The organism is Parageobacillus toebii NBRC 107807, from assembly GCF_003688615.2.
GTDB lineage: Bacteria > Bacillota > Bacilli > Bacillales > Anoxybacillaceae > Parageobacillus_B > Parageobacillus_B toebii.
Genome location: NZ_CP049703.1, coordinates 1,803,369 through 1,829,969, shown reverse-complemented (window position 1 = coordinate 1,829,969; position 26,601 = coordinate 1,803,369). Strand labels below are relative to the sequence as shown.

Genomic DNA, 26,601 nt, shown 5'->3' with positions numbered 1-26,601 from the left:
GCGAAATTGCTCTTACAATTTCTTTTTTGTAAGATAAATGTATACTTATTATTGACAAAATAATGATTTCTCAATATAAGAAGGTGAAGATTTTGCAACGTTCTTTAAAATGGTTTGCATCAGTCACAACGTTGGCAATGCTATTTGTCCTCATCGGAGGGGCGCTCGTAACAAAAACCGAATCCGGCATGGGGTGCGGACGGTCATGGCCGCTTTGCCACGGTCAGCTAATCCCTTCGCAAATTACCCCTGAACTCGTTATTGAATTAAGCCACCGGCTCGTATCCGGTTTGGCTGGCATGATGGTGCTGATTTTATCCGTTTGGGCATGGCGTGCTATAGGGCATATTCGCGAAACAAAATTTTTAGCAATCGTTTCGTTTGTGTTTCTTGTGTTGCAAGGACTAATCGGTGCCGCCGCTGTCGTTTGGGGACAATCTGATTTTGTGCTTGCATTGCATTTTGGTATTTCTCTTATTTCATTTGCTGCCGTTTTTTTATTAACATTGCTCATTTTTGAAGTGGATAAAAAATTCGATGCCCACTCATTAGTGCTTGATCGAAAAATGAAATTCCACATTTACGGCATCATCATCTACTGTTATGTCGTTGTCTATACCGGAGCATTAGTGCGCCATATGGAAGCAAGTTTAGCATGTCCTAGCTGGCCGATTTGCTCAAAAACCCGAATTATCCCTGTGCAGCTTCACGAATGGGTTCAAATGGGACATCGCCTTGCCGCAGCGATTATGATCATTTGGATTTCTATCGCAACAATCCGGGCGGTGAAATATTATAAACATCAACGTGTCGTTTACTGGGGATGGATCATTTCCCTTGTCCTCGTGTTATTACAAATGATAACAGGGACACTGATCGTATTGACACAATTGGACTTGTATATTGCTTTGGCACATGCCTTCTTTATTTCTTGTTTATTCGGCGTTCTTAGCTATTTAGTGATGCTTGCTGTACGAAGCAATTATAATAAACAAAAAGCGCAAGAGGTAAGCCGCAGCACAAACACCGTTCCATCTATGTTGCTCAAATAAAAAAGCGCTTGGAATCACCCAAGCGCTTTTTTATTTATTTTGTTAATTCAATTAGTAAGTCTCCTGCCTGAATGGCATCTCCATTTTTTACATAAATATCTTTAATAATCCCAGCAAATGGTGCTTGTACAGTTGTTTCCATCTTCATTGCTTCTGTAATCATTAAATGATCGCCTTTATTCACTTTTTCACCTTTTTCCACTAACACTTTCACTACCGTTCCCGGCATCGTAGCAGCGATATGGTTAGGATTCGTACGATCCGCTTTGATCCGTTCCACGACCGCCGATTTAATGCTTTCATCGCGGATAATGACCTCGCGCGGTTGCCCGTTCAACTCAAAATAAACGACGCGTGTGCCATCCGCCTGCGGCTGTCCAATGGAAACTAGTTTGACAATGAGCGTTTTTCCTTTTTCAATTTCAACTTCGATTTCCTCTCCTAGACGCATTCCATACAGAAATGTCGGCGTATCAAGAACAGAAATATCGCCGTATTTTTTGACCGTTTCCGCATATTCTAAAAATACTTTCGGATAAAGGGCATAAGCAAGCACATCAAAATCCGTCACTTCACGGTCAAGCGCATGATATAACTCTTCTCTTAATTTATCAAAATCTACCGGTTCTAGTAATTCCCCAGGCCGAACCGTAATCGGTTCACGCCCTTTTAAAATAATGCGCTGCAATTCTTTTGGAAATCCTCCGTATGGTTGCCCTAAATATCCCTCGAAAAACTCAACTACAGAATCCGGAAAATCAAGTGTTTCGCCGCGTTCAAAAACGTCTTGTTCGGTTAAATTATTTTGTACCATATAAAGTGCCATATCACCGACAACTTTTGAGGATGGAGTTACTTTGACAATATCCCCAAACATATCGTTCACACGGCGATACATTTCCTTCACTTCGTCCCAACGGTCGCCAAGTCCAACTGCTTTTGCTTGTTGCTGCAAGTTGCTATATTGACCGCCAGGCATTTCGTGCATATACACTTCTGTATGCGGAGCGTTCATGCCGCTTTCAAACTCTTGGTAAAATTTGCGCACATCTTCCCAATAACGAGATAGCTGTTCAAGTCCTTGTATATTCATCTCCGGCGCGCGTTTTGTTCCTTCTAAAGCGTAATAAAGTGTATTGGCGCTCGGCTGCGAAGTTAAGCCTGCCATGGAGCTAACCGCAACGTCAACGATATCTACTCCAGCTTCAATCGCCTTCGCATACATATAAATGCCATTTCCGCTCGTATCGTGTGTATGAAGATGAATCGGAATATCAACGGTCTCTTTCAAAGCAGAAATAAGCACATAAGCGGCTTCTGGCTTTAATAAGCCAGCCATATCTTTAATGGCCAAAATATGTGCTCCCGCTTGCTCCAATTCTTTGGCGATTGCTTTATAATAATCAAGATTATACTTCGGGCGGCTCGGATCTAAAATATCCCCTGTATAACAAACGGCCGCTTCAGCGATTTTGCCTGTTTGCCGAACGGCGTCAATGGCCACCGTCATTCCTTTTACCCAGTTTAAACTGTCAAAAATGCGGAACACATCAATTCCCGCTTGCGCTGACTTTTCAACAAATTCACGAATCACATTGTCTGGATAGTTTTTATATCCAACCGCATTCGCAGAACGCAATAGCATTTGGAACAAAATATTTGGAATTCGTTCCCGCAATTTTAACAAGCGGTCCCACGGATCTTCTTTTAAAAAGCGGTAAGCAACGTCAAACGTCGCTCCTCCCCACATCTCTAGCGAGAATAAGTTTGGCAATAAGCGCGCCGTTGGCTCAGCAATACGGACCAAATCGACTGTGCGCACGCGCGTTGCAAGCAGCGATTGATGTGCGTCGCGGAATGTCGTATCCGTCAATAATACGCGATCTTGTTCCTTAATCCATTTAACAAGCCCTTCTGCACCTTGTTTATCGAGAATTTGTTTCGTTCCGCTCGGAATTGGCTCTTTATAGCTTATTTTCGGAATGCGCGGCTTATCAAAAACTGGTTTTTTCTTTTTGCCGATGCCCGGGAAACCGTTTACTGTAACGGTACCGATATATGTCAGCATTTTTGTACCGCGGTCTTTTCGGCGCGGGAACACAAACAGTTCCGGCGCTGTATCAATAAACGATGTGTCATATTCTCCTGATAAAAACTTTGGATGTTGCACGACATTTTCTAAAAATGGAATATTTGTTTTAATTCCACGGATTCGGAACTCCCGCAAATTTCGCAACATTTTCCTTGCGGCTTGTTCAAACGTCAGCGCCCATGTAGACACTTTCACAAGCAACGAGTCGTAATATGGAGTGATGACTGCTCCTTGGAATCCGTTGCCTGCGTCTAGGCGCACGCCAAACCCGCCGCCGGAACGATACGCCATAATCTTTCCTGTATCCGGCATGAAATTGTTAAGCGGGTCTTCCGTTGTTACACGAGATTGAATCGCATACCCGTTAATGCGAATATCTTCTTGTTTCGGAATGCCGACTTCTTTGCTATGAAGCGAATAGCCATCGGCGATCAAAATTTGCGATTGGACAATATCGATTCCGGTGATCATTTCCGTAATCGTATGTTCCACTTGAATGCGCGGATTGACTTCGATGAAATAAAAGTCGTTGCCAGACACGAGAAACTCTACCGTTCCCGCGTTCACATACCCTACATTTTTCATGAGTTTGACCGCAGCTTCACATATTCTCTGCCGCAATTCATCCGATAGCGAGACGCTCGGCGCCACTTCCACCACTTTTTGATGACGGCGCTGTACAGAGCAGTCACGTTCATAAAGATGGACAATATTCCCTTCATAATCGCCTAAAATTTGCACTTCAATATGTTTTGGTCTTTCAATTAGTTTTTCCACATACACGTCATCGCTGCCAAATGCGGCTTTCGCTTCCGATTTTGCTCGTTCGTACGCTTCTTTCACTTCTGATTTAGAGCGAACGATGCGCATTCCGCGTCCGCCGCCTCCTAGGGCAGCTTTAATAATAATCGGGTAACCATATGTTTCTGCAAAACGCACCACTTCTTCTAAACTATGCACCGGTCCATCGCTTCCCGGAATGACTGGAATTCCCGCTAATTCCGCTTGATGACGTGCTTTCACTTTATCGCCAAACATATCTAAATGCTCTTCATTCGGACCGATAAAAATAATTCCTTCTTCTCTGCATCGTTTGGCAAATTGAATATTCTCCGAAAGAAAACCATATCCCGGATGAATCGCATCGACATCGTGAGCTTTGGCAATTTCAATAATCCCTTCGATATCTAAATACGCTTCAATCGGCTTTTTTCCTTCGCCGACTAAATATGCTTCATCCGCTTTATAGCGATGATAAGAGCCAGTGTCTTCCTTCGAGTAAATAGCAACGGTGCGAATGCCTAGCTCTGTGCAGGCACGGAAGACACGAATGGCGATTTCTCCACGGTTTGCGACAAGTACTTTGTCAATTCGACGCGTTTTCATAGTCTATCTTCTCCTCCTTTCTAATAAAACTATAATGGTTTTCCCTTTTTGTAAATATCTTTTCTAAAAAGTCAGACCTCTTTCTTGCAATTTTTTCACGTTTTTTCCCTTTCGTTTATAACTTTGTTCGTATTTCGTAAACATCGATACATTGACAAGCACTCCAAGGGAGGTCATAAATATCATGAGCGAGGAACCTCCATAACTAACAAGCGGCAATGGAACTCCAGTAATTGGTATCACTCCTGTCACACCACCAACATTAATAAACGTTTGAATGCCAATCATGGCAGAAATTCCGATCGCAAGAAGACTGCCAAACGCGTCATTGCATTTTCTCGCAATCCATAATCCTCTTAGCACAATAAAAGCTAAAATACCTAATGTAAATGTTACCCCAAAAAGCCCTAGTTCTTCGGCAATAATGGACATAATAAAATCGGTGTGCGACTCAGGTAAATAGCCATATTTTTGAATGCTTTTTCCAAGCCCTAATCCTTTTATTCCTCCTAATCCAATTGCCAAATAGGAATTAACAAGCTGAAAACCTTCGTCATTGGCATATTTAAACGGATCTAAAAAACTATAAATCCGTGACATTCGCTCTTCTGAAAAAATTTTATCACCGAAAAGAGGAAAAATAATTGGAGACGCCAATGCAATAACAAGGATAAAAAATAACAACTGCTTAAACAATAAGCGAAGTCTCAATCCTGACGAAAAAATTAAACAAGCAGCGATCGCCATTACAATCATCGCCGTACCAAAATCAGGCTGAATGGCGATTAAAAAACAAATAAATAACGTATAGTAAATTGGAAATAAATTACTTTTAACAGACTCCGCCAGTCTTTTTTGTTTGTTCGCAAATACCGCTGCCAAGTAAACAATTAATCCCAGTTTCACAAGCTCCGCCGGTTGCAAGCTTAACGCCCCGATTCGAAACCAGCTTGTTGCGTTATTTGCGGTATGGCCTAGAAAAGCAACTGCTGTTAGCATCAGCGGCGATCCAAAAAAGATCACTTTTACCAATTTTTCATTCGCCCATACTTTATACGGGACAATAAGCGTAACGAAAAAACAAATAAATGATACAATGAGCCATAACTTTTGCCGCTGATAAAAATAGTCGCTTGGCACTTCAAAGCGTATAACGGCGGAAATCATGCTTGAACTATATACCATAATCAATCCAAATAGCGAAAGCATAACGACTGCAATAATAAGCGGATAATCGTAACATTTCATAATCTTTTTGATTAATTCCTTATCCATCATTCCTCTTCCTTATTCGCTAGTATAGATGTTTAATCATGATGAATAGTTATTATATTAAAATGATTCGTATTCAAACATTGTTTTCCTTCTAAAAAACAGAAAAACTCAAACGATTGCACCTTTCAACCGTTTGAGTTAGCATTTATTTTTATCGTACGCGCTTTTTTGTCACAGCCTCATGAAGCGCCGAAAGTTCCCGCTCTAATCGGTCAAGCAGCGCCTTCCCTTCCTTCTCATCCACAAGCCCGAGACGGACCGCAAAATCAATCTCCCGCGATAAACCAAACATTTGGGTATCAAGTACTTCTTCATAGAGTGGACATTTTGGCATTGTCAAGTTATCCATTTGTACTTGAATGAGTTTTACAATTTTATCCGCGTCTGCTTGAAGAAGCGCGTACGCTTTTTCACGATAGTTAATGGCATCATCTGTCACATCCATCCCTCCGTTCTCCCCTAATCCTTCTTTAAATCTTAACGTGAAATACACAATTTTGCAAGTTGAAACACTTGTCAGCGCTTATAACAAACAAATACGATATACGCCAAGTGAAGCCGCATTTATGCAATGATCACCAGGCTTTGGCGAAAAAAGAGACATATCCAGACACCTGACGCATGACAAACTATCCATTAACCATTATACTAAAAACAGCAGCTGATGTAGAGGAGAGGATGGAAAATGAGGGATATTATTCTGATAACAGGGAATGTAAAATTTACGATCACACTCGATCCAGGGGTATGGATTTTTGATGACCGCAAAATAGATTTGAACACATATTTCTTGAAACCATCTCATGAACAACTTCAAAACGAGCAACAGGAAGAAGAAGAGGAAATCAAAAAACTATCTGCTTTTTGGGATCGGGAAATTCAAGAAGGTGCCGTTTTTCCACCGACATTGAAGACAGAAAAACGTTACTTAAAAGAAAAAATTATTACAGGAACATTTGCAATGCCGCTTGCTCCATTTTTGCAAAATGCCGAACCGCTCCCGGATGCAAAGGAACTGACCATTGTGACTGAACATAATGAAGTAACCGTTTCGCTCGAACAAGCTTATAAGGCAATTCTCGGCTTTTCCAAAGATGGAAAACCGTTAAGAGAAGATGGGCCAGTTCATTTTTATTTTGGCGACGGTTCCAATCGCAAAACACCAATTACTCATATACGCCGCTTCATTGTCCGTTAACGCTGGATGTCCCAACTGATGGGACATCCAGCTTTTTTTACAATATATCAGCAGCAAGCTGCGCTAATGCGGAACGCTCTCCTTTTACAAGACGGACATGCCCGGCAATTTTTTGATCTTTAAATTTTTCAACGACGTATGTTAATCCATTATTATATTCGTCCAAATACGGATGATCAATCTGTTCCGGATCTCCCATTAAAATGATTTTACTTTTCTCACCAGCGCGCGTTAAAATTGTTTTTACTTCATGTTTCGTTAAATTTTGCGCCTCATCAATGATGATAAACTGCTCCGGCAGGCTGCGGCCGCGTATATATGTGAGCGCTTCTACTTCAATCGAGCTCATTCCTGCTAAAATCGCATCCAACTCCCCCGTTTTTTTTGTATTAAACAAATACTCCAAATTATCAAAAATAGGTTGCATCCACGGGCGCAATTTTTCTTCTTTTTCCCCAGGCAAAAAACCAATATCTTTTCCCATTGGAACGATTGGCCTCGCAATGAGCAGCTTTTTATACGTACGCAAATCTTCCGTCTGCATCAATCCTGCGGCAAGAGCAAGAAGTGTTTTTCCTGTGCCTGCTTTGCCAATCAATGTCACAAGCTGTATATCATCACGCATAAGCAGTTCAAACGCCATCGTCTGTTGTACGTTGCGCGGGCGAATTCCCCATATATGTTCATAGTGAAACGAAAGTTTTTGGACTTTTTTGCCGCTATGGTCGACAATACCGAGTGCGGAAGCGGAGCCGCCAAAAGCATCTTTCATAATAATAAATTGATTTGGGTAAAATGGATGATTGGCAATATCCGCTAAAACGAGTTCCCCCTTTTCATAAAACCGCTGCAAATGCTCGGTTCCTATGTATAGCTCGAGAAACCCAGTGTAAATATGATCAATATCGACGACACGGTCGCTTAAAAAGTCTTCTGCTTGCAGCCCAATTGCATCTGCCTTCACTCGGACAAGTGCATCCTTGCTTACTAAAATAACGGAACGGCCGTTTTCCTTTGCTTGTTCCTCGAGAGATAAGTTTTTGGCAACTGCTAAAATGCGATTATCATTCGTCTTTTCTACGAAAATTTCTTGAAGCTGATGAAATGAACGATGATTTAATTCAATGCGCAACACTCCGCCGTTTTCAAGTGGGATTTTTTCATGTAGTTTTCCATTTTCACGAAGGCGATCGATAAGCTTGGATACTTGCCGCGCGTTTCTCCCTACTTCATCCATATATCGCTTTTTCGAATCGACTTCTTCTAACACAACCGCTGGAATGACAACTTCATTATCTTCAAACGAGAAGATGGAATACGGATCTTGTAATAAGACATTCGTATCTAACACATATATTTTTTCTCCCAAAATTCCGCGCCCCCCTATTTTACATTTTTTTTTTATATTTGGACGGGATCGTTGTTATATAAGATATGAGGAAATGTATAAAGATAGAAGAATGATTGCAAAATAAAATAAAATAAAAAATTAAGATAGAGGTGTTAAAGGAATGAACTGGAGCCGATATTTGCTTATAGCGATATGTATTGGTTTATTAGGTGGGTGCAATATAGGAAATGACGAAGCGGGGCGCGATGCGGATCGCTCGCTTGTCCGTGTACGAAATACGGTTGATGAAAAAGTAACGAATAAATCCGGACAAGAAATTGCCCATCGTCTAGCGAATTTAGCTAAGCGCGTTCCAAACGTAAACGATGCTACCGCTCTTGTTGTCGGAAAATACGCGATCGTTGGTATTGATATTGATGCAAATATCGACGCTTCACGTGTCGGCACAATTAAATATTCTGTCGCAGAAACGTTGCAAAAAGATCCGTATGGAGCAAATTCAATCATCATTGCCGACCCCGATTTATACACTCGGTTAAAAAATATTGTCAATCAAGTTGATAATGGGCGGCCTGTTCAAGCATTTATGAACGAAATCGCGGATATCGTCGGACGCGTCATGCCGGAAGTTCCGAGCGATTTGTTTGAAACAACGCCACCGGAACCAACCGAACAAAATGATTCGCAATTAAATAAGCGTGAGGAAGAACAGCTTAATAACCATCAAGAAAAACAGTCCAACGAATATTTAAATAAATAAGTAAGGAGCTTAGCCGTAATTAGCTAAGCTCCTTATTTATGCATTGCGAAGAGCAGTCATTACTTGATTGTCCAGTTTAGCTGCCGCTTGCGCATCGTACGTTTTTTCATATTTTGGTTCTTCTACAATTTTGGAACCGTAAAACATAACATCACGCACTTCACTAATAGCAATATCCACTAATGCCAACTTAAGCGGAACGCCCTCTATTTTCTCTGCTTTAATATGCGCTTTCCCGCTAATCGAGTAGGTTGATTCGTTAGCGATAATATTCACAACAATAGACGGATTATTACGAATGTTTTGGATAATTCGGGAACGATTGTCGACAGCAAAATAAATATGCTCTTCGTTAGGGGCGTAAATCCATGAAATCGCGCTGACATTTGGCCCTCCCGTTTCATGGTCGATAGTCGCTATAGTTACAAAACGTTCTTTTTGTAATGCTTGAAATAACGGTTCCGTTAATGCAGGTTCAACTTTATTTGGCATGATCATCCCTCCTAAGACTATTCTCCGTTTATCATACATTAAAACGGAAAAGTAAAAAACCTTTCAGATTCATGATATAATAAAAAGAAGATTGAATAAAGCGACGAGGTGTACAATGAGAGTCAAATGTGTTCTTTGCGACCGAATTGATACGATCGACGATGAATCATTGCTTGCGAAACGGCTGCGCAACCGTCCTATTCACACATACATGTGCGAGGAATGTTATCATCGGATTGCCGAAAAAACAAAGGCGCGCCTAGCAACCGGAAAATTTCGTATATATCGCTCGAAACTGCCAAACGATGAATGGTAAAAACTTTGCGTAAATCGATAAAAAACGCCGGGGGTAATCACCCGGCGTTTTTTTAGGAAGGATAATTGCGATATTTTTCAGGCGCTTCTTCTATTTGCCTAAGCATCGCCTCAATCAATTCCATTGGAAAACGAGCTGATTTTTGCTCTCCGTCTCTCTCATACGCGACGATATACATATCTTCTTTTTTTACTTCCACCTTTGTTATGTTAAAATCGTGCTTTAATATTTCCCTAAAAAAGGCAACGGTTTCTTGCGCTGCTATATCATCTGGACGTGCTTCGGCCACGACATAAATAGTTAACCAATTATAAAGAGCATCTTGCAGCGACTTCATGGTTCCACCGCCTTATTTTTGTTCATTTACCTCATGCTTTTTCGATTGATATAGACGAATTTTATAAATCACTAATACGAGAGCCGCAACGACCAACCCTTCCGCGACAGGTAAAAATACCGCAAAAAACGTTAAAATCGTGCAGCCTAATGCTAACAGCACATAAATAATGACATTTTTCAACAATGGCAATTTTTTCGCAAAACCAAGGCGATAAACAATAACCGATAAAATCAATATGGTAATATAAAGAAGCCACATTCCTTGTTCTGGATTTGTATGCACTTTATATAACGAAGCAAAAAAGGTAAGGCGCTCTATAACTTTCACCATCTTCCCCCCTATTTCGCCTGCTTAGCGGCTTTCTTTTTCTTTTCCATTTTTTCTCGCTCGCTTTTGTTCAATATTTTTTTGCGCAGGCGAATCGACTTTGGTGTTACTTCACAATACTCATCATCATTTAAGTATTCCAACGCTTCTTCGAGCGTCATCAAACGCGGCTTTTTCATCGTAACGGTTTGCTCTTTTGTCGAAGAACGGATGTTTGTTACATGTTTTTCTTTACAAATGTTGACGACTAAATCGTTTTCGCGCGTATGCTCGCCAACAATCATTCCTTCGTACACTTCGGTTCCAGGCTCCACAAAAATGGTACCGCGGTCTTCCACTTGCATAATTCCATATGCCGTCGCTTTTCCTGTCTCCATGGAAATTAATACCCCTTGGCGGCGGCCGCCTACCTGTCCGCTTTGTGCCGGCGCATAATGGTCAAATGAATGGTTTAAAATTCCGTATCCGCGTGTCAATGACATAAATTCTGTTCGATAGCCGATTAAACCGCGCGAAGGCACCATAAAGATGAGACGAACTTGTCCGTTTTCGTTATGGATCATATCCACCAGCTCGCCTTTGCGCATACCGATCGATTCCATGATCGCCCCGGTATATTCTTCAGGAATATCAATGATTACCCGTTCGACCGGCTCACAAAGCACTCCGCCGATTTCTTTCATAATGACTTCCGGCTTAGATACTTGCAGTTCATAACCTTCCCGCCGCAAATTTTCAATTAAGATCGATAAATGAAGCTCTCCTCGTCCAGAAACAATCCACGCATCAGGAGAATCAGTGTTTTCCACCCGCAAGCTTACGTCCGTCTCCAATTGAGTGCGCAGGCGTTCTTCCAACTTTCTCGCCGTCACATATTTTCCTTCGCGTCCGGCAAATGGGCTATTATTGACTAAAAACGTCATTTTCAATGTTGGTTCATCAATGCGAAGCGGCGGCAACGCTTCCTGATGATCCAATGGACATACCGTTTCCCCGACGTTAATGTCTTCCATTCCCGCCACTGCAACAATATCTCCTGCTTCTGCTTCCGTGATTTCGATCCTCTTTAAGCCGATAAACCCAAATAATTTTGTTACACGAAACGTTTTGACAGAACCATCTAGTTTCATCAGCGCTACTTGTTGTCCGACTTTCATCGTGCCGCGAAAGATACGGCCAATTCCGATGCGCCCAACGTACTCATTGTAATCAAGCAACGCCACTTGAAATTGCAACGGTTCTTCCCGATTATCAATCGGTGCAGGAATATGCTTAATAATCGTTTCGAACAATGCGGTCATATCCGCTTCTTGTTTGTGAGGGTCCAAACTTGCCGTACCGTTTAATGCTGAGGTGTATACAACCGGAAACTCAAGCTGATCTTCCGACGCGCCTAATTCGATAAATAAATCGATGACTTCATCGACCACTTCCTCTGGTCGCGCAAACTCCCGGTCAATTTTATTGATAACGACAATGGGAGTAAGCTGTTGTTCGAGCGCCTTTTTCAGCACAAAGCGCGTTTGCGGCATACACCCCTCATACGCGTCAACGACAAGCAAAACACCATCCACAAGCCGCATAATTCGTTCTACTTCCCCGCCGAAATCGGCATGTCCTGGCGTATCTAAAATATTAATGCGCATTCCTTTATAACGAATCGCTGTATTTTTGGCTAAAATGGTAATCCCGCGTTCTCTTTCTAAATCGTTTCGATCTAATGCGCGTTCCTCGACATGTTCATTGGCACGAAACGTTCCCGATTGACGCAGCAATTGATCGACTAACGTTGTTTTACCATGATCAACGTGAGCAATAATGGCAATATTACGAAGATCTTCTCTTCTTGTCAATGTTAGTCACTCCTATACGTAAATTGCTCGTTTATTATATCATAAAGAGGATAGAAAAGCGGTATGTTTTCGTGTAGACTAAAGAAAAACCGATAAACAATATGAAAGAGGGGATTGGGATGAAACAATTTCAGCCTGTATCGTTTCTATTGGCTATATTTGCAGTAATAGCAATCATGGCCATCGGCATTTTTATTGCGGAACAAAGTATGATTGGTATTATTATTTCAATTATCGCTTTATTCATAATTATCGGCATCGGATTTGCCCGAAAAAAACGAATGCGAGAAAAAGGAATGCTTTAAAAACGGGACAACCGAATGATTTGTCCCGTTTTCAGCGATGTATATATTTTTGCAAAATTTCTTCATGCAATCCTGGCTTTGAAACAAATACAGAGTTTTTTGTAAGCAAATTAAGCGGCTCGCCGTATAAATTTGTCACGATGCCACCGACTTCTTGAACAAGCACAAGTCCGCCGGCAAAATCCCACGGCGACAACCTCATCGTAATATATGCATCTAAACGTCCCGCTGCAACGTATGCCATTTCTAACGCAGCCGATCCGTACGAACGCGTTCCCCTCGCATCTTTTACAAGCGGAGCTAATACATTTGGATCAATTCGTTTATTTTCAGTTATCCACGTTGCATTTAAGGAAATAATGGCTTCGGAAACAGATACCGGCTCTAAACGCGCCAGCGGTTGATCATTAAGAAAAGCTCCTTCTCCTTTTCGTGCCGCATATAGTTCATCATGTACGACATCGTATACATACCCAAGAACTCCTACCCCATTTTCAAAAACCCCAATTGAAATGGCAAAGTTTCGTTTTTGATGAATAAAATTCATCGTACCATCAATCGGATCGATAATCCAAACAATCCCTTGAAGCGTTGCAATTTCATCACCGAATCCCTCTTCGCCTAACACGTGATGGCCGGGAAACGTTTTTCTTATTTTTTCAATAAAAAATTGCTCTACTTCGCGGTCCACATTCGTCACTAAATCATTTCGATGTGATTTTGTTTCGATCGTCAACTTTTTATCAAATGTAGCGAGAATTCTTGTTCCCGCTTCCTTTATCCATTGTCGGATACACTCATCTATTTCTTTCCATTTTTCCTGCATATTCATCCTCCTGATTTCTGCAGCGTATGTAATTAGCATATAATACATCGGAATCCCCCGTAAAGAAAAAGAGGTGCCTATATCGCTCAAGAAAAAAACGAACCGTTGGTGTGGTTCGCCTTGAATGTTCTGTTATACTTGAAGGCGCATTAACTCTTGACGTAACTTTTCTAATCTCCGTTTACACTCTTTTTTCTTTTCTTCATCGTTTTCCATCATCGCCTCATAAAGAGTCGCTAATTCATAATCTAATTCAAGACGTAATACCGCTATTCGCTTATCCCCGTCCGCACGCTTTACAGAATTCATTGTTCTTTTCATGAGCATGGGCACCCCTTTCCATATAATCCCCGAAAAACCGTCATATAAATACCTGAATTTTCTGATACTTATTTTGTTTTATATATATTATGTTAGAAAAGGGGGGTATGCAACAAATTTGTGTATTCGTCTACTTTTTTTACCATGTTATTCCATTCTAATCCAATCGCCGTTTTGTGCTTCTTTCGCTTTTTTCATGACGCGATAGGACGAATATCCGCTTGCTTGTTCAAATTCATCACATAGTTTTTTTTCTTCACTTTTACTCGGAACAATTTCTTTAAAGCGACGATAAATGTTCATAAGCTTTTCCCGTTCCATTCCTTTTTCGTAAACAGTTTCAATCGCTTCGAAAAATTTGATAACATCAATAATTTCTTGCGTTGACCAGTCATAAGAAAACGGGTACGAATAATTCATCACCGACACCTCCAGCATTAGTTTGCCCATCTGCGCCGGATTTGTTCCGCCTCGTTAATCATTCGCTCAAACAATTCTGCCACTGTTGGCACATCTTTAATTAATCCCATCACTTGTCCAGCCCATGCAAAACCTTCGTTTATTTTTCCTTCATAAATAAAACGGCGATTCGCTTCCCCACTAATATATTCTTTTAGTTGTTCATATGTCCCGCCTTGTTCTTCTATTTCTAAAATTTTTTTCGTCCATTCATTGGCAATGGCACGACCGGGTGCTCCTAAACTGCGTTTAATCACAACGGTATCATATTCAGAGCCGTTAACAAGCATCTCTTTATAGATCGGATGGGCATGAACACACTCTTTTGTAGCAATAAATCTCGTTCCCATTTCAATTCCTTCTGCGCCAAGCGCTAATGCCGCCATCAACCCGCGGCCGTCTCCGATGCCTCCCGAAGCAATAACAGGGATAGAAACGGATTCCACTACTTTCGGGACAAGAACAAATGTTCCTATATCGTATTTTCCTAAATGACCACCGCCTTCTTGACCCACTACCATGACAGCGTCCGCGCCAAGTTCCTCCGCTTTTACGGCTTGGCGAACAGCGGCAACCAGCACCAGTTTTTTCACGTTTGTTCCTTTTAGCTGTTCAAAAAACGGGGCCGGATTCCCACCTGTGACGGAAACGACTGGCACTCCTTCTTCCAATGCGGCTTCGAGCATATGTTGAAAAGGGCGGCCATGTTGTCCAATCGCAAAGTTCACTCCGAAAGGACGGTCTGTTTTTTCTTTTACTTTGCGAATTTCCTCGCGCAATCGCTCCGGGCTTTCCAGCGACATCGCCGTAATTTGTCCTAAGCCTCCGGCGTTAGAAACCGCGGCTGCTAAATCAGAGTAAGCTAAATAAGCAAGTCCTCCTTGAATAATCGGATATGTAATTCCAAGCAATTCCGTTACTCTTGTTTTCCAAATCATTTTTGTCCCTCCTTTTAATCTAGTATACTATGTTTCTTGTTGACATGCCTATTTTCCTTTTTTATTCTCAATTTATGTGTAGTAAAAAATTTCACATTCATTAATGATTAAATAATGCTTTGCAAATAAAAAAATAAATGCTATAATGCATTTGTTTTATTTTTATGCAAAAAGAGGTGTGAAAAAACATTGTCACAGTTTGAAACACCATTGTTCACTGGTCTATTAGAGCATATTAAGAAAAACCCTATTCAATTTCATATTCCTGGCCATAAAAAAGGCGCAGGGATGGACCCTGAGTTTCGTGATTTTATTGGAGAAAATGCGCTATCGATGGATTTGATTAATATCGGTCCTCTTGATGATCTTCACCACCCAAAAGGCATTATCAAGCGCGCTCAAGAGTTAGCCGCTGAGGCATTTGGGGCTGATTATACATTTTTTTCTGTCCAAGGAACAAGCGGTGCCATTATGGCAATGGTGATGTCGGTAGTTGGGCCTGGCGACAAAATCATCGTTCCGCGTAACGTGCATAAATCGATCATGTCTGCCATTGTCTTTTCTGGTGCAATACCGATTTTCATTCATCCGGAAATCGATAAGGAACTCGGGATTTCACACGGAATTACACCGGAATCAGTAGAAAAAGCACTTAAGCAACATCCCGATGCAAAAGGTGTTCTCGTTATTAATCCAACATATTTTGGTATCTCTGGCGATTTAAAGAAAATTGTTGAAATCGCTCATTCTTACCACGTTCCTGTTCTCGTTGATGAGGCTCATGGTGTCCATATTCATTTTCATGAAGATCTTCCGCTTTCCGCCATGCAGGCCGGAGCGGATATGGCTGCAACAAGCGTCCATAAACTAGGTGGCTCTTTGACGCAAAGCTCTATTTTAAACGTGCGTGAAGGGCTCGTATCCGCAAAACACGTACAAGCTATTTTAAGCATGCTAACGACAACATCTACTTCTTATTTGTTGTTAGCCTCTTTAGATGTTGCACGCAAATGGCTTGCTACACAAGGACGGGAACATTTTGAAAAAACTATTCAGCTTGCCGAAAAGACTCGGCAACAAATAAACGAAATCCCTTATCTTTATTGTGTCGGAAGAGAAATTCTAGGAACGGAAGCAACATATGATTACGATCCAACCAAGCTTACCATCTCTGTCAAAGAACTAGGCTTAACGGGATATGACGTCGAGAAATGGCTGCGCGAAATGTACAACATTGAAGTAGAATTATCCGATTTATACAACATTTTATGCATTATTACACCTGGCGACACAGAGCGGGAAACGAACGCGCTTGTTAATGCCCTTCGCCATTTATCTGAACAATTTCGCCATCAGGCGGCGAAAGGAGTAAAACCAAAAGTATTATTGCCAGACATCCCTACTCTCGCATTAACTCCGCGTGATGCATTCTACGCGGAAACGGAAATTGTCCCATTTGAAGAATCAGCAGGACGGATTATTGCTGAATTTATTATGGTTTATCCGCCAGGAATTCCGATTTTTATTCCTGGAGAAATTATTACCGAAGAAAATTTAAACTATATCAAAAAGAACTTAGAAGTCGGTCTGCCGGTGCAAGGGCCAGAGGACGATACGTTACAAACATTGCGTGTCATTAAAGAACATAAGCCAATCCGTTGAACTTCTCCCACCTTTAAGAGCAGGGAAAGTTAAAAAAGCGTAAGCAAGTTAGCTTACGCTTTTTTTTATCCAAAAAATAAATGCGCGCATGTGCCCCTTTCACATGCGCGCTATGTCCAAACCTTCCCCCATCGTTTGACCTTTTCTTTATTCTCCTTCTTCTTCAGCCTCGTCGCAATCGCATCCGCAGCATTTTCCGTAAAGCGTTGTCACTTTTTCATCTTCAAAATGTGCAATCGTCGCACCACATGTTTGACATACAATTGTGCCCATCCCCAAAACTCCTTTATGATGATATATTTATTAGCTAATTCAATAATAATATATCACATTTATGCTGTCAACACTTAATCTGTATGTCACATTTAATTTTTATTCATCAAAAAAGCGAGTAACCATACTCGCTTATTAATACTCATATTCAGGATGAACCGATGAGAATGGAAGGACAACTGAGAAGAACTCCGCTAAATCAGCAGCTTGCTCTTTCGTATCGATGCGGAAAATTTTTTGCAAATACTCGTGGTTTTCTACATCTTTTGGATCGAGGAGAGTAGAGCGGCCTGTTTGCATGCAAATAACAAGAGGTTTGCCAAAAAACATATTCGTATACACAATCCCAAAATCATAGCGAATATCCTTTGACGTAAATCCAACAAACCGAACTTTTACTTTCTCATACTCATCATATAGCCTTTCAAATAAATTCATAAAATCCCCCCTTATAAATATACTGAATATTATTATAATTCTAAAATATATTAAAATCAATAGCATCTCTTACGTAAAAATGATACAATAGAAAAAAATGGGATGTTAACAATAGAGGTGATGGCATTGGCAGCACATGCATACATAAAGCTTGTCCCAGCATCCAAACAGAAAGCGGTCACATTAGAAGAAGTAAAACAATTGTTTCAATATTATCAAGATATGATGAAAAAAACAGGTGAACAGCTTGGATGGGCGTATCAACAAGCTGCATTTCCTTATCAGCTTATAGAAACAGATGAAGGAAAAGGAAAGTGGTTTTATTTAAAAGGTGACGGGCACCGTTATCGGACGATTATCGTCGGTGTTGGATCAAATAATGGTGAAACTGAAGAATCATTTATTCAAATTACATTGCCAAATGGGGCAACACACGGAGATAAAGGGAAAGCAAACGAATTTTGTAAGTTTCTAGCGAAAAAATTGGAAGGCGAACTTCACCTATTCAACGGCAGAATTATGTATTATTACAAACGGTAGCACTAAGCTATCGTTTTTTAAAACGGTGGCACTAAGCTATCGTTTTTTAAAACGGTGGCACCTAGCTAACGTTTTTAAAAAACGGTGGTACACAGCTGTCGTTTTTTTATTTCCCCCTATTGAAGCGCCTCCCACACAAAATGTTGACAAGTAAAATACATTGCTGCTGTCAACGTCGTTGTCCACAATGCTTTTCGGGTGCGTAAACCGATTTTTCGGGCCAATAAAAACGCGATATATAAAAATACACAAAGCATCATCCCTTTAAAAAACGGACGGTCGCGTCCTGATAGCCATTCAATAAGCGAAAAGCTGCTCCAAATGATCATTTGCAACAAAAACGTGACATATTCTTTCATCCGTCATCCCCCGCATCTTCTTTACCATAACAATATGAGCCACCAAAGGAAAATATTATCCATTCATTGGACAAGAAGACGAGTTTATAAAAAATAGAGGCTGTCCCAAAAGGTTGGTAAAACGACCTTTTGAGGACAGCCTCTGTTTCTTTTTCTTACCATTTGGTTATTTATTCCTTTTTCGAAGCAGGAATTTCTCCTTATTTCCGAATTTTATCCTGTTTTTTCCTTGTTGGATCGGTCGTGACCGCCCACTTTTTCAAATTGTGGGCAGCACAAATAAGCCCCATTCTACGGTAATTTTTGGGAGTCCTCTTAACAAAAAGCGCTGGAATTGCTGGTTATGCTTGATTTGCCCAAACACCGGCTCGTTTTCGATTTGCCGTCTTAGATATGTCGTCGCCCCTTCTTCCGTGGACAGCCGTTTCCGGATTTCTTGCCGTTGTTGTTGATTTTTCAAGGAAACGCGGATGGTTTTCGTGTCTTTGCCTTTGGCACATGCTGCTTGAAACGGGCATCCGGCACATGCTGTACAACGATACGTCCGTTTGACGATGACGTACCCGTTGCCGATCGTTTCCTTCCGTTTATACACAAACACCAGCCGTTCCCCTTTAGCGCAAATCCACTCATCCAATTTCTCATCGTACGTCATGTTCTCGATTCGGCCGATCTCTTTCGCCCACGCTTTCGTTTGTTCCCGGTCCAATGTGTTGTACTTGATCAATACGATGATCTGCTTTTTCTCGCAGTACGTGTAGTTCTCCTCACTCCCACAGGCGGAATCCGCAATCGCTCGTTTAGGCATGGGACGCCCATAGGCGGCCAATTGCTCCAAATGCGGAATGAAGCATCCGGCATCCCCCGCCCGTTGATGCACGCTAAATCCAGTGATGAATTGGTTCCCTGTCCCTATCTGCACATTATATCCCGGTTTGAGCTGGCCTTCATATGGTCGTCTTTCATCCGCATAAACGTCGCATCGGGGTCCGTTTTCGAAAAACTGTTTCTTGGGACATCCTCTGCAATGGTCTGACAGTAAAATTTTTCTATTCAGAAAACACCAATAACCTTCTTAATTTTCTTTAGCGTAATACTTTATAAAACTTACAAATGAAATCAAAACTATTGCAATGACATTAGCCGTAACAGTAACCCGTTCATTCTCAACAAACACGTTAAACAACCAAACAAGAAAGAAAATGACCAACAAAATATCTTTATATTTTTGTTTAATTGTTTTTTTCATCCCACTCTTCCTTTCTTTTTTAATTTATTATATCAATTAGAAAAATTTTGAAAATATTAATTAAAAATGTTGAAAAAATTGATAAATTCTGACTTTTTAACCAAATAAAGGGAGGTGATTTCAATGAACAAAACAAAAAGTTATTTATCGTTCCTCTTATCCTTTGTATTAGTTCTATCCACTTTGGGTGGTGCAGGAATTGCCCAAGCGCAAGCAGAAGAAAATTACGTGGAAGAGTGGATTGAAGAAGAATTGCCGGGATTAGATGATTACCAACAAACATTATCCATCATTGAGCAAATTCCTGAATCAGTTGTTTTAGAAGGAACTGATGCCATTATTAACTGGTACAAAGAAACTATTGATGACCCGGCTGTCTTGTCAGCAATAGAATATCAATACAACCAAACAAACCAAGGAGAATTCCGTATACAGGGAGTCATCGGATGTATTTCTGCTGTAGGAGTTGCGCTTGTCTCGTTAGCTTGGGCACCATCCAAAATTCTAAAAGTTAAGTCAGCATTAAAAGCTCTTGGAGGAACAGCAAAATTTGTCTCTACCGCTATCAATTACTATCAAAACTACAGAAAACTAAAGTATTCTCGGACTGTTGCTTGGGAACGAGCAGTGAATGCCGCCGCTTCTAATGTTGCCCCAGATTTAAAAGATGCTTTATTGAGTTTCTTTGGAATTGCTTCCATTGTTTCTGCTTGTACTGAATAGTTTACTAAAAGAGGATGTCTAAATTAGACATCCTCTTTTTTGCCATTTTATTTACTAATAATATGGATTGGAGTGCCGAGGGCAACTTCCGCAGCTTCCATCGCTATTTCACCCAATGTTGGGTGAGCATGAATCGTCAAAGCGATATCTTCCGCAGTCATTCCTGCTTCAATCGCAAGACCAAGCTCTGCAATCATGTCAGAAGCGTTTGGACCAACGATTTGCGCTCCGATCACAACGCCATCTTCTTTGCGGACGACAAGTTTCATAAAGCCGTCTGTGTCATTCAACGAAAGGGCACGGCCGTTAGCCGCAAATGGGAATTTCGCCGTTACTACATCGATGCCTTCATCTTTCGCCTGTTGCTCAAAATAACCGACAGATGCGCATTCAGGCTCGGAGAAGACCACTGCCGGAATAGCTAAATAATCGATTTCAGACGGTTTTCCGGCAATCGCTTCGGCGGCGATTTTTCCTTCATATGATGCTTTATGGGCAAGCGGTGGACCTTGGACGATATCACCGATGGCATAAATGTTTGGAACGCTTGTCCGGCATTGTTTGTCAATTTCAATTAAGCCGCGGTCTGTCAATTTAATGCCGATTTGTTCTAAGCCAAGCTCATCCGTGTTCGGACGACGTCCGACCGTCACAAGCACATAGTCTGCATCAATTGTTTTCGTTTCGCCTTTTACTTCAAAGGTTACTGTCACACCGTCTTCGCGCTCTTCGACTCCCTTAGCAAGAGCGTTAGTAAAGATTTCTACACCTTTTTTCTTTAAGCGGCGTTTAACAATTGCCGTCATTTGTTTTTCAAAACCAGATAAAATTTCATCTGCTCCTTCAATGATGGTTACTTTTGTTCCAAAGTTAGCATACGCTGTTCCTAATTCTGTTCCGATATAACCGCCGCCGATTACGACAAGCGATTTTGGAACTTCCTGCAGACTGAGCGCGCCTGTGGAATCAAGCACGCGATTGGAAAATTTAAAGCCAGGAAGTTCGATCGGACGAGAGCCTGTTGCAATAATTGCGTTTTTAAACGTATATGTTTGCGCGCTATCACCATTGATAACACGCACCGTATTCGCATCAACAAAATACGCTTCTCCGCGTACGATTTCGACTTTGTTTCCTTTTAGCAATCCTTCCACGCCGCTCGTTAATTTTTTCACGACGCTTGCTTTCCATTGTTGCACTTTAGAAAAATCAACGGTTACGTTTTCTGCTTTAATTCCGATGTCTTCTGAATGTTTCGCTTCAACATAGCGATGGCTTGCGGAGATGAGCGCTTTAGATGGAATACATCCGACATTTAAGCATACTCCGCCAAGATTTCCTTTTTCAACAATCGTTACTTTTTGCCCTAACTGTGCAGCGCGAATAGCTGCTACATAACCACCAGGACCCGCTCCAACGACAAGCGTATCCGTTTCAATTGCAAAATCGCCAACTACCATCGTTTTTACGCCTCCATTAATAATAATTCTGGGTCATTTAATAGACGTTTAATGTGATTTAATGCTTTTTGCGCTGTTGCACCGTCAATCATGCGGTGGTCAAAGCTTAATGATAATGCTAATACTGGAGCAACAACTATTTCACCGTCGCGGACAATTGGTTTTTCGGAAATGCGTCCAATGCCAAGAATAGCTACTTCTGGATGATTAATGACCGGAGTAAACCATTGGCCGCCGGCAGAACCGATATTCGTAATCGTGCAGGAAGCACCTTTCATTTCATGTGGAGCCAATTTTCCTTCACGTGCTTTTGCTGCAAGCTCATTAATCTCTTTGGCAAGGGCAAAGATCGGCTTGCGGTCCGCATGTTTAATAACAGGAACGAGCAATCCTCTGTCTGTATCAGCAGCAATACCAATGTTGTAGTAATGTTTATGAATCACTTCTTCCGTTTCATCATCAATCGATGTATTTAAAACTGGAAACTCACGCAACGCCGATGTTAAAGCTTTTACAACATACGGTAAGAAAGTAAGCTTGATTCCTTTTTCCGCTGCGATTTCTTTGAACTTTTTGCGATGCGCTACCAGTTTTGTCACATCTACTTCGTCCATTAATGTAACGTGTGGTGCTGTATGTTTCGAATTGACCATCGCTTTGGCAATCGCGCGACGGATACCGCTCATTTTCTCGCGAGTTTCCGGGAATTCTCCTTCAAGCACAACTGGTTGTTGTGCCGCAGTAGCTGCCGCTGCTTTTTCTTCTGCTTTCGCTGCAGGTGCTTCTTCTTTTTGCTCGACTGCCGTGCCACCAGCAAGGAACGCATCGATATCGCTCTTTAGGACGCGGCCATTTTTTCCTGTACCTTGAACAAGACGGATGTCGACCCCTTTTTCACGGGCATATTTGCGCACGGAAGGCATTGCGATCACGCGACGGTTTGGATCCACTTCCTGCTGCTTAGCCGGTTCTGCTTGTTTAGCTGTCGCTTCGCTCTTTTCTTCTTTCGACACTTCTTGCGGTTTTTCCTGCTGTTTTGGCTCATCTTGTTCTTGGCCTTTAAACGTCATATTCTCATATCCAGGCGCATCTAATGTGATTAACGTTTGGCCAACCGTTGCAACCGTTCCTTCTTCTACTAAAATTTCTAATACTTTACCTTTCACAGGGGACGGGATTTCTACAACCGCTTTATCGTTTTGCACTTCACACAATACATCATCTTCATTTACTTCATCGCCAGGTTTGACAAACCATTTGACGATTTCCCCTTCATGAATACCTTCACCGATATCCGGCAACTTAAATTCAAATGCCACTGTTTGTCGACCTCCTATTGTCTTTTCAAAAAGTATGGGGAAAGAGGAAGAAGGCAATTTCCCCTTCCTCTCACCTAATGTTTAGAAGTTAATGACTTTTTTCGCTGTTTCAATGACATCTTTGAAGTTAGGCAACCATACAGACTCCGCTTGTGAGAACGGATATACCGTATCCGGAGCAGCAACGCGCAATACAGGAGCTTCTAAGCTTAAAATCGCACGTTCATTAATTTCTGCTACAACGTTTGCAGCAATTCCTGCTTGTCTTTGTGCTTCTTGTACAACGATCGCACGTCCTGTTTTTTCTACAGAACCAATGATTGTTTCAATATCTAATGGTTGAACAGTCCGCAGGTCAACCACTTCTGCGGAGATACCTTCTTTTTCTAATTCAGCAGCTGCTTTTAACGATTCGTGCACCATTGCACCATAAGCGATAATCGTGATATCTTTTCCTTCGCGTTTAATATCTGCTTTACCGATCGGAATCGTATATTCTCCTTCTGGTACTTCTTGGCGGAACGAACGATACAGCTTCAAGTGCTCTAAGAAAATAACTGGATCATTGTCACGGATCGCAGAAATAAGCAATCCCTTCGCATCATAAGGAGTAGAAGGAATGACTACTTTTAACCCAGGTTGTTGCGCAACTAAGCCTTCTAAGCTATCAGAGTGCAATTCCGGTGTATGCACGCCGCCGCCAAATGGTGAGCGAATCGTAATCGGGACATTATAACGACCGCCAGTGCGGTAGCGGATACGCGCCATTTGACCGCAAATGGCATCCATTACTTCATATACAAAACCAAAGAATTGAATTTCTGGAACAGGACGGAATCCTTGCAACGCCAACCCGATGGCAAGACCGCCAATTCCCGATTCGGCAAGAGGTGTATCGAAAACGCGGTCTTCCCCAAACTCAGCTTGCAATCCTTCTGTTGCCCGGAATACGCCGCCGTTTACTCCAACGTCTTCCCCAAATATTAATACATTTGGGTCATTTTTTAGTTCGATGCGCAACGCATCCGTGATTGCTTGAATCATTGTCATTTGCGCCATGGCTTACTTCGACTCCTTCTCTTTGTAAATTTCATACTGTTCTTTCAAGTTAAATGGCAACTCTTCATACATGATGCTAATCAAATCGGTTACTTTTTGTTTTGGTGTTTCGTCCGCTTTTTTAATCGCCTCTTTAATTTCTTCTTTTGCTTGTTCAATCACTTTGTTTTCTTCTTCTTCACTCCATAAGCCTTTGTTTTCTAAAAACTTACGGAAACGAACAAGCGGGTCTTTTTTCTCCCATTCATTTTCCAATTCTTTCGTGCGATAGCGAGTAGGATCGTCTCCTGACATCGTATGCGGACCGTAACGGAAACATAAAGTTTCAATAAGCGTTGGACCTTCGCCGTTAATCGCACGCTCGCGAGCAGCACGTACAGCTGCATATACGGCTAATGGGTCCATACCGTCAACTTGAATGCCAGGAATTCCAGCCGCCACCGCTTTTTGAGCAAGTGTTTTCGCTACTGTTTGTTTTTCAACAGGAGTAGAAATAGCAAAGCGGTTGTTTTGGACAACGAAAATCGCCGGTGCTTTAAATGCTCCAGCAAAGTTGATTCCTTCGTAGAAATCTCCTTGCGATGTACCGCCGTCACCTGTGTATGTAATTGCTACTGCCTTTTTGCCGCGTTTTTTCAATCCTAAAGCAACACCTGCTGCTTGAATGTATTGGGCACCGATAATAATTTGTGGCGGCAATGCGTTTACCCCTTCCGGAATTTGGTTGCCGTGGAAGTGCCCACGTGAGAATAAAAACGCTTGATAAAGCGGAAGTCCGTGCCAAATAAGTTGCGGAACATCACGGTATCCAGGCAAAATGAAATCTTCTTTCTCTAACGCAAAATGGCTCGCAATTTGGCTCGCTTCTTGCCCTGCCGTTGGTGCGTAAAAGCCTAAACGCCCTTGGCGGTTTAATGAAATAGAACGTTGGTCAAGAACGCGTGTGTATACCATGCGGCGCATCAATTCTTTTAGTTGATCATCGCTTAAGTCCGGCATTGCCGCTTCGTTTACTACTTCCCCTTCTTCATTTAAAATTTGAAATGTCGGAAATTGTTCCTCAATTTTTTCAAGCTGTTCCTTAAAATTAAACTTAAATTGGGATTTTTTTGCACCCATTTGATCCACCTCTACCTTTCATAATTTAAAAAATAAAGTCAACTCATAACATTGGTCCATACAGCATTAATTTACCCAAAATCATGAATAAATAAAAAGCGGTAACCTTTGTTCCACGGCATAAACGGAAAAAATGTCGTTAGAATACCTGTATTAATCACTTGATCATTTTTATTAGTACAATTCCATCTACATGTTTAAGTTTACACCTTCTTTACCTAGACGTCAATCACTTTGATTTAGCGGTATTTTTTTAATACCAAATGGATATTTTTGGTATAAAAAAACAACTGCACAAAGCCTGTTATATTACAACAGTTTAATCTGTATTATATCTGTTTTATATTTTTTTCATAAAATAAAAAAGGCTATGAAAATATAGCCTCCTATCGCAACAAACATTTATTTCCACACGTTATATAATCGCTTCTTTTCTTTATTATATTTTTCCGTATATTCATTAAACTGATCGTTTATACTAACCAATTCTTTATATTGTTCATTTATACGATTAATTTGTTGTTGTAACTGTTCCGGTGTCACATATTTATTTTGTAATAAAGTATAAAGCTCTTTTTCCAATGAAAGCAATTCTTTATAATGAAGATACAAATTGCCATATGTTTCATAACGTTTCTCCGCAATGTTTACTAAACGGTTTACTTGTCTTCTTATATTTTCATCACGAAGTTGGTCAATATTTTTCTTGATCGTATTTATTTGTTGTTTTGCTGATTGAATCGCTTTATATTCTTTTTCAATATGTTTGTCCCGTTCTTCTATTAGCTCCAATGATTCTTTCGATAATTGCACCACCTTTGTAAACCGCTTTATCCCATACGACATAATACGATCATACAACTGGTTTTGTTTTTGTTCTAATCCGCTCAGTTTTTCTTGTTGCTCGACTACACTGTTTTCATACTTGCCTATCTTTTGAAAAGCTGATAAAACTTCCTCGTTGGCAAGTTCATTGCAGCTAGTAAACAAAAATAACACCACGATTAACCAAATACACCGCTTTATTGCTTTGAACAACGTTTCTCCTTCCTTTCGGGCACATCCATTTTCATTTTAGTTTACGTTCAAAGTCGATTTTTGTTAGACTT

Annotated in this window: 29 protein-coding genes and 1 pseudogene; 8 read left to right on the top strand and 22 right to left on the bottom strand. The window is 41.1% G+C overall.

What is annotated here, in order from left to right:
* The first annotated feature begins 92 nt into the window (after window positions 1-92).
* Window positions 93-1,052, top strand: coding sequence for a COX15/CtaA family protein (locus DER53_RS09480; RefSeq protein ID WP_015863319.1), 960 nt, complete (start codon window positions 93-95; stop codon window positions 1,050-1,052).
* Window positions 1,053-1,086: 34 nt separating this feature from the next.
* Here the strand turns inward: DER53_RS09480 and pyc are convergent, their stop codons facing one another.
* The 3 genes from pyc to DER53_RS09465 all read right to left on the bottom strand — a co-directional run bounded on the left by pyc (window position 1,087) and on the right by DER53_RS09465 (window position 6,250).
* Window positions 1,087-4,530, bottom strand: a complete 3,444-nt coding sequence (gene pyc / locus DER53_RS09475) for a pyruvate carboxylase (protein ID WP_062753527.1) — start codon at window positions 4,528-4,530, stop codon at window positions 1,087-1,089.
* A 63-nt stretch (window positions 4,531-4,593) separates the two neighbouring features.
* Window positions 4,594-5,805, bottom strand: a complete 1,212-nt coding sequence (locus DER53_RS09470) for an FtsW/RodA/SpoVE family cell cycle protein (protein WP_062753529.1) — start codon at window positions 5,803-5,805, stop codon at window positions 4,594-4,596.
* Between the two features lie 151 nt (window positions 5,806-5,956).
* Complete coding sequence (locus DER53_RS09465) at window positions 5,957-6,250, bottom strand: Fpa/YlaN family protein (RefSeq protein WP_015863316.1); 294 nt, start codon at window positions 6,248-6,250, stop codon at window positions 5,957-5,959.
* 240 nt (window positions 6,251-6,490) lie between these two features.
* Here DER53_RS09465 and DER53_RS09460 point away from each other — a divergent pair, with 240 nt between their 5' ends.
* Window positions 6,491-7,003 (top strand): hypothetical protein, encoded by a 513-nt coding sequence (locus DER53_RS09460; protein WP_062753530.1) that lies wholly within the window; start codon window positions 6,491-6,493, stop codon window positions 7,001-7,003.
* Between the two features lie 37 nt (window positions 7,004-7,040).
* Here DER53_RS09460 and DER53_RS09455 read toward each other — a convergent pair whose 3' ends face one another.
* Entirely contained in the window at window positions 7,041-8,372 is a 1,332-nt protein-coding gene (locus tag DER53_RS09455) for a PhoH family protein (RefSeq protein ID WP_062753532.1), read from the bottom strand.
* Window positions 8,373-8,514: 142 nt separating this feature from the next.
* On the opposite strand from DER53_RS09455, the gene DER53_RS09450 reads away from it, so the two are divergent.
* Window positions 8,515-9,114, top strand: a complete 600-nt coding sequence (locus tag DER53_RS09450; protein ID WP_062753533.1) for a YhcN/YlaJ family sporulation lipoprotein — start codon at window positions 8,515-8,517, stop codon at window positions 9,112-9,114.
* A 36-nt stretch (window positions 9,115-9,150) separates the two neighbouring features.
* Here the strand turns inward: DER53_RS09450 and DER53_RS09445 are convergent, their stop codons facing one another.
* Window positions 9,151-9,606 (bottom strand): pyridoxamine 5'-phosphate oxidase family protein, encoded by a 456-nt coding sequence (locus DER53_RS09445; protein WP_062753535.1) that lies wholly within the window; start codon window positions 9,604-9,606, stop codon window positions 9,151-9,153.
* 115 nt (window positions 9,607-9,721) lie between these two features.
* Between DER53_RS09445 and DER53_RS09440 the strand changes: the two genes are divergently transcribed.
* Window positions 9,722-9,922, top strand: coding sequence for a YlaI family protein (locus DER53_RS09440; RefSeq protein ID WP_015863312.1), 201 nt, complete (start codon window positions 9,722-9,724; stop codon window positions 9,920-9,922).
* A gap of 52 nt (window positions 9,923-9,974) precedes the next feature.
* Here DER53_RS09440 and DER53_RS09435 read toward each other — a convergent pair whose 3' ends face one another.
* From DER53_RS09435 to typA, 3 genes are read right to left on the bottom strand one after another with little or no spacing between them, the layout of a single operon-like run.
* Window positions 9,975-10,259 carry a hypothetical protein gene (locus tag DER53_RS09435; protein WP_015863311.1) on the bottom strand — a complete coding sequence of 95 codons (285 nt, stop codon included), beginning with the start codon at window positions 10,257-10,259 and terminating at the stop codon, window positions 9,975-9,977.
* A gap of 12 nt (window positions 10,260-10,271) precedes the next feature.
* Window positions 10,272-10,589 (bottom strand): YlaH-like family protein, encoded by a 318-nt coding sequence (locus DER53_RS09430; RefSeq protein ID WP_062753636.1) that lies wholly within the window; start codon window positions 10,587-10,589, stop codon window positions 10,272-10,274.
* Window positions 10,590-10,600: 11 nt separating this feature from the next.
* On the bottom strand, window positions 10,601-12,442 hold the full coding sequence (typA, locus tag DER53_RS09425) for a translational GTPase TypA (protein ID WP_015863309.1): 1,842 nt from the start codon (window positions 12,440-12,442) through the stop codon (window positions 10,601-10,603).
* 119 nt (window positions 12,443-12,561) lie between these two features.
* Here typA and DER53_RS09420 point away from each other — a divergent pair, with 119 nt between their 5' ends.
* Window positions 12,562-12,747, top strand: coding sequence for a DUF5325 family protein (locus DER53_RS09420; RefSeq protein ID WP_015863308.1), 186 nt, complete (start codon window positions 12,562-12,564; stop codon window positions 12,745-12,747).
* Window positions 12,748-12,778: 31 nt separating this feature from the next.
* On the opposite strand, the gene DER53_RS09415 is transcribed toward DER53_RS09420, so the two are convergent.
* The 4 genes from DER53_RS09415 to DER53_RS09400 form a co-directional block, all read right to left on the bottom strand.
* Complete coding sequence (locus DER53_RS09415; protein ID WP_062753537.1) at window positions 12,779-13,573, bottom strand: inositol monophosphatase family protein; 795 nt, start codon at window positions 13,571-13,573, stop codon at window positions 12,779-12,781.
* Window positions 13,574-13,705: 132 nt separating this feature from the next.
* Window positions 13,706-13,894 (bottom strand): hypothetical protein, encoded by a 189-nt coding sequence (locus DER53_RS09410; protein WP_062678296.1) that lies wholly within the window; start codon window positions 13,892-13,894, stop codon window positions 13,706-13,708.
* Window positions 13,895-14,041: 147 nt separating this feature from the next.
* Window positions 14,042-14,314 (bottom strand): UPF0223 family protein, encoded by a 273-nt coding sequence (locus DER53_RS09405; RefSeq protein ID WP_015863305.1) that lies wholly within the window; start codon window positions 14,312-14,314, stop codon window positions 14,042-14,044.
* Window positions 14,315-14,331: 17 nt separating this feature from the next.
* A complete protein-coding gene (locus DER53_RS09400; RefSeq protein WP_015863304.1) occupies window positions 14,332-15,291 on the bottom strand; it encodes an NAD(P)H-dependent flavin oxidoreductase in 960 nt (319 codons plus the stop codon).
* 189 nt (window positions 15,292-15,480) lie between these two features.
* Here DER53_RS09400 and DER53_RS09395 point away from each other — a divergent pair, with 189 nt between their 5' ends.
* Window positions 15,481-16,953: an aminotransferase class I/II-fold pyridoxal phosphate-dependent enzyme gene (locus DER53_RS09395; protein WP_062753539.1), complete on the top strand. Its 1,473-nt coding sequence runs from the start codon at window positions 15,481-15,483 to the stop codon at window positions 16,951-16,953.
* Between the two features lie 147 nt (window positions 16,954-17,100).
* Here DER53_RS09395 and DER53_RS09390 read toward each other — a convergent pair whose 3' ends face one another.
* Together DER53_RS09390 and DER53_RS09385 are read right to left on the bottom strand one after the other, a co-directional pair.
* Window positions 17,101-17,226, bottom strand: coding sequence for a GapA-binding peptide SR1P (locus tag DER53_RS09390; protein WP_062753540.1), 126 nt, complete (start codon window positions 17,224-17,226; stop codon window positions 17,101-17,103).
* Between the two features lie 135 nt (window positions 17,227-17,361).
* Window positions 17,362-17,664 carry a DUF3055 domain-containing protein gene (locus DER53_RS09385; protein WP_015863301.1) on the bottom strand — a complete coding sequence of 101 codons (303 nt, stop codon included), beginning with the start codon at window positions 17,662-17,664 and terminating at the stop codon, window positions 17,362-17,364.
* Between the two features lie 126 nt (window positions 17,665-17,790).
* On the opposite strand from DER53_RS09385, the gene DER53_RS09380 reads away from it, so the two are divergent.
* Window positions 17,791-18,204 carry a DUF1885 family protein gene (locus tag DER53_RS09380; protein WP_015863300.1) on the top strand — a complete coding sequence of 138 codons (414 nt, stop codon included), beginning with the start codon at window positions 17,791-17,793 and terminating at the stop codon, window positions 18,202-18,204.
* A gap of 116 nt (window positions 18,205-18,320) precedes the next feature.
* Here the strand turns inward: DER53_RS09380 and DER53_RS09375 are convergent, their stop codons facing one another.
* The 3 genes and pseudogenes from DER53_RS09375 to DER53_RS09365 form a co-directional block, all read right to left on the bottom strand.
* Window positions 18,321-18,563: a hypothetical protein gene (locus DER53_RS09375; RefSeq protein ID WP_015863299.1), complete on the bottom strand. Its 243-nt coding sequence runs from the start codon at window positions 18,561-18,563 to the stop codon at window positions 18,321-18,323.
* Between the two features lie 200 nt (window positions 18,564-18,763).
* Window positions 18,764-19,574 (bottom strand): annotated as a pseudogene (locus DER53_RS09370) (transposase); the annotation flags it as partial.
* A 64-nt stretch (window positions 19,575-19,638) separates the two neighbouring features.
* Window positions 19,639-19,812: a hypothetical protein gene (locus DER53_RS09365; protein WP_015863298.1), complete on the bottom strand. Its 174-nt coding sequence runs from the start codon at window positions 19,810-19,812 to the stop codon at window positions 19,639-19,641.
* 123 nt (window positions 19,813-19,935) lie between these two features.
* Between DER53_RS09365 and DER53_RS09360 the strand changes: the two genes are divergently transcribed.
* Window positions 19,936-20,535, top strand: coding sequence for a hypothetical protein (locus DER53_RS09360; RefSeq protein ID WP_003252038.1), 600 nt, complete (start codon window positions 19,936-19,938; stop codon window positions 20,533-20,535).
* Window positions 20,536-20,582: 47 nt separating this feature from the next.
* Here the strand turns inward: DER53_RS09360 and lpdA are convergent, their stop codons facing one another.
* The 5 genes from lpdA to DER53_RS09335 form a co-directional block, all read right to left on the bottom strand.
* Window positions 20,583-21,995, bottom strand: a complete 1,413-nt coding sequence (gene lpdA / locus DER53_RS09355) for a dihydrolipoyl dehydrogenase (RefSeq protein ID WP_062753542.1) — start codon at window positions 21,993-21,995, stop codon at window positions 20,583-20,585.
* 5 nt (window positions 21,996-22,000) lie between these two features.
* Complete coding sequence (locus DER53_RS09350; protein ID WP_062753543.1) at window positions 22,001-23,314, bottom strand: dihydrolipoamide acetyltransferase family protein; 1,314 nt, start codon at window positions 23,312-23,314, stop codon at window positions 22,001-22,003.
* Window positions 23,315-23,395: 81 nt separating this feature from the next.
* Window positions 23,396-24,373 carry a pyruvate dehydrogenase complex E1 component subunit beta gene (gene pdhB / locus DER53_RS09345; protein ID WP_015863295.1) on the bottom strand — a complete coding sequence of 326 codons (978 nt, stop codon included), beginning with the start codon at window positions 24,371-24,373 and terminating at the stop codon, window positions 23,396-23,398.
* Window positions 24,374-24,376: 3 nt separating this feature from the next.
* Window positions 24,377-25,492: a pyruvate dehydrogenase (acetyl-transferring) E1 component subunit alpha gene (pdhA, locus tag DER53_RS09340; RefSeq protein ID WP_062753545.1), complete on the bottom strand. Its 1,116-nt coding sequence runs from the start codon at window positions 25,490-25,492 to the stop codon at window positions 24,377-24,379.
* Window positions 25,493-25,894: 402 nt separating this feature from the next.
* Window positions 25,895-26,530 carry a YkyA family protein gene (locus DER53_RS09335; RefSeq protein WP_015863293.1) on the bottom strand — a complete coding sequence of 212 codons (636 nt, stop codon included), beginning with the start codon at window positions 26,528-26,530 and terminating at the stop codon, window positions 25,895-25,897.
* Window positions 26,531-26,601: the final 71 nt, after the last annotated feature.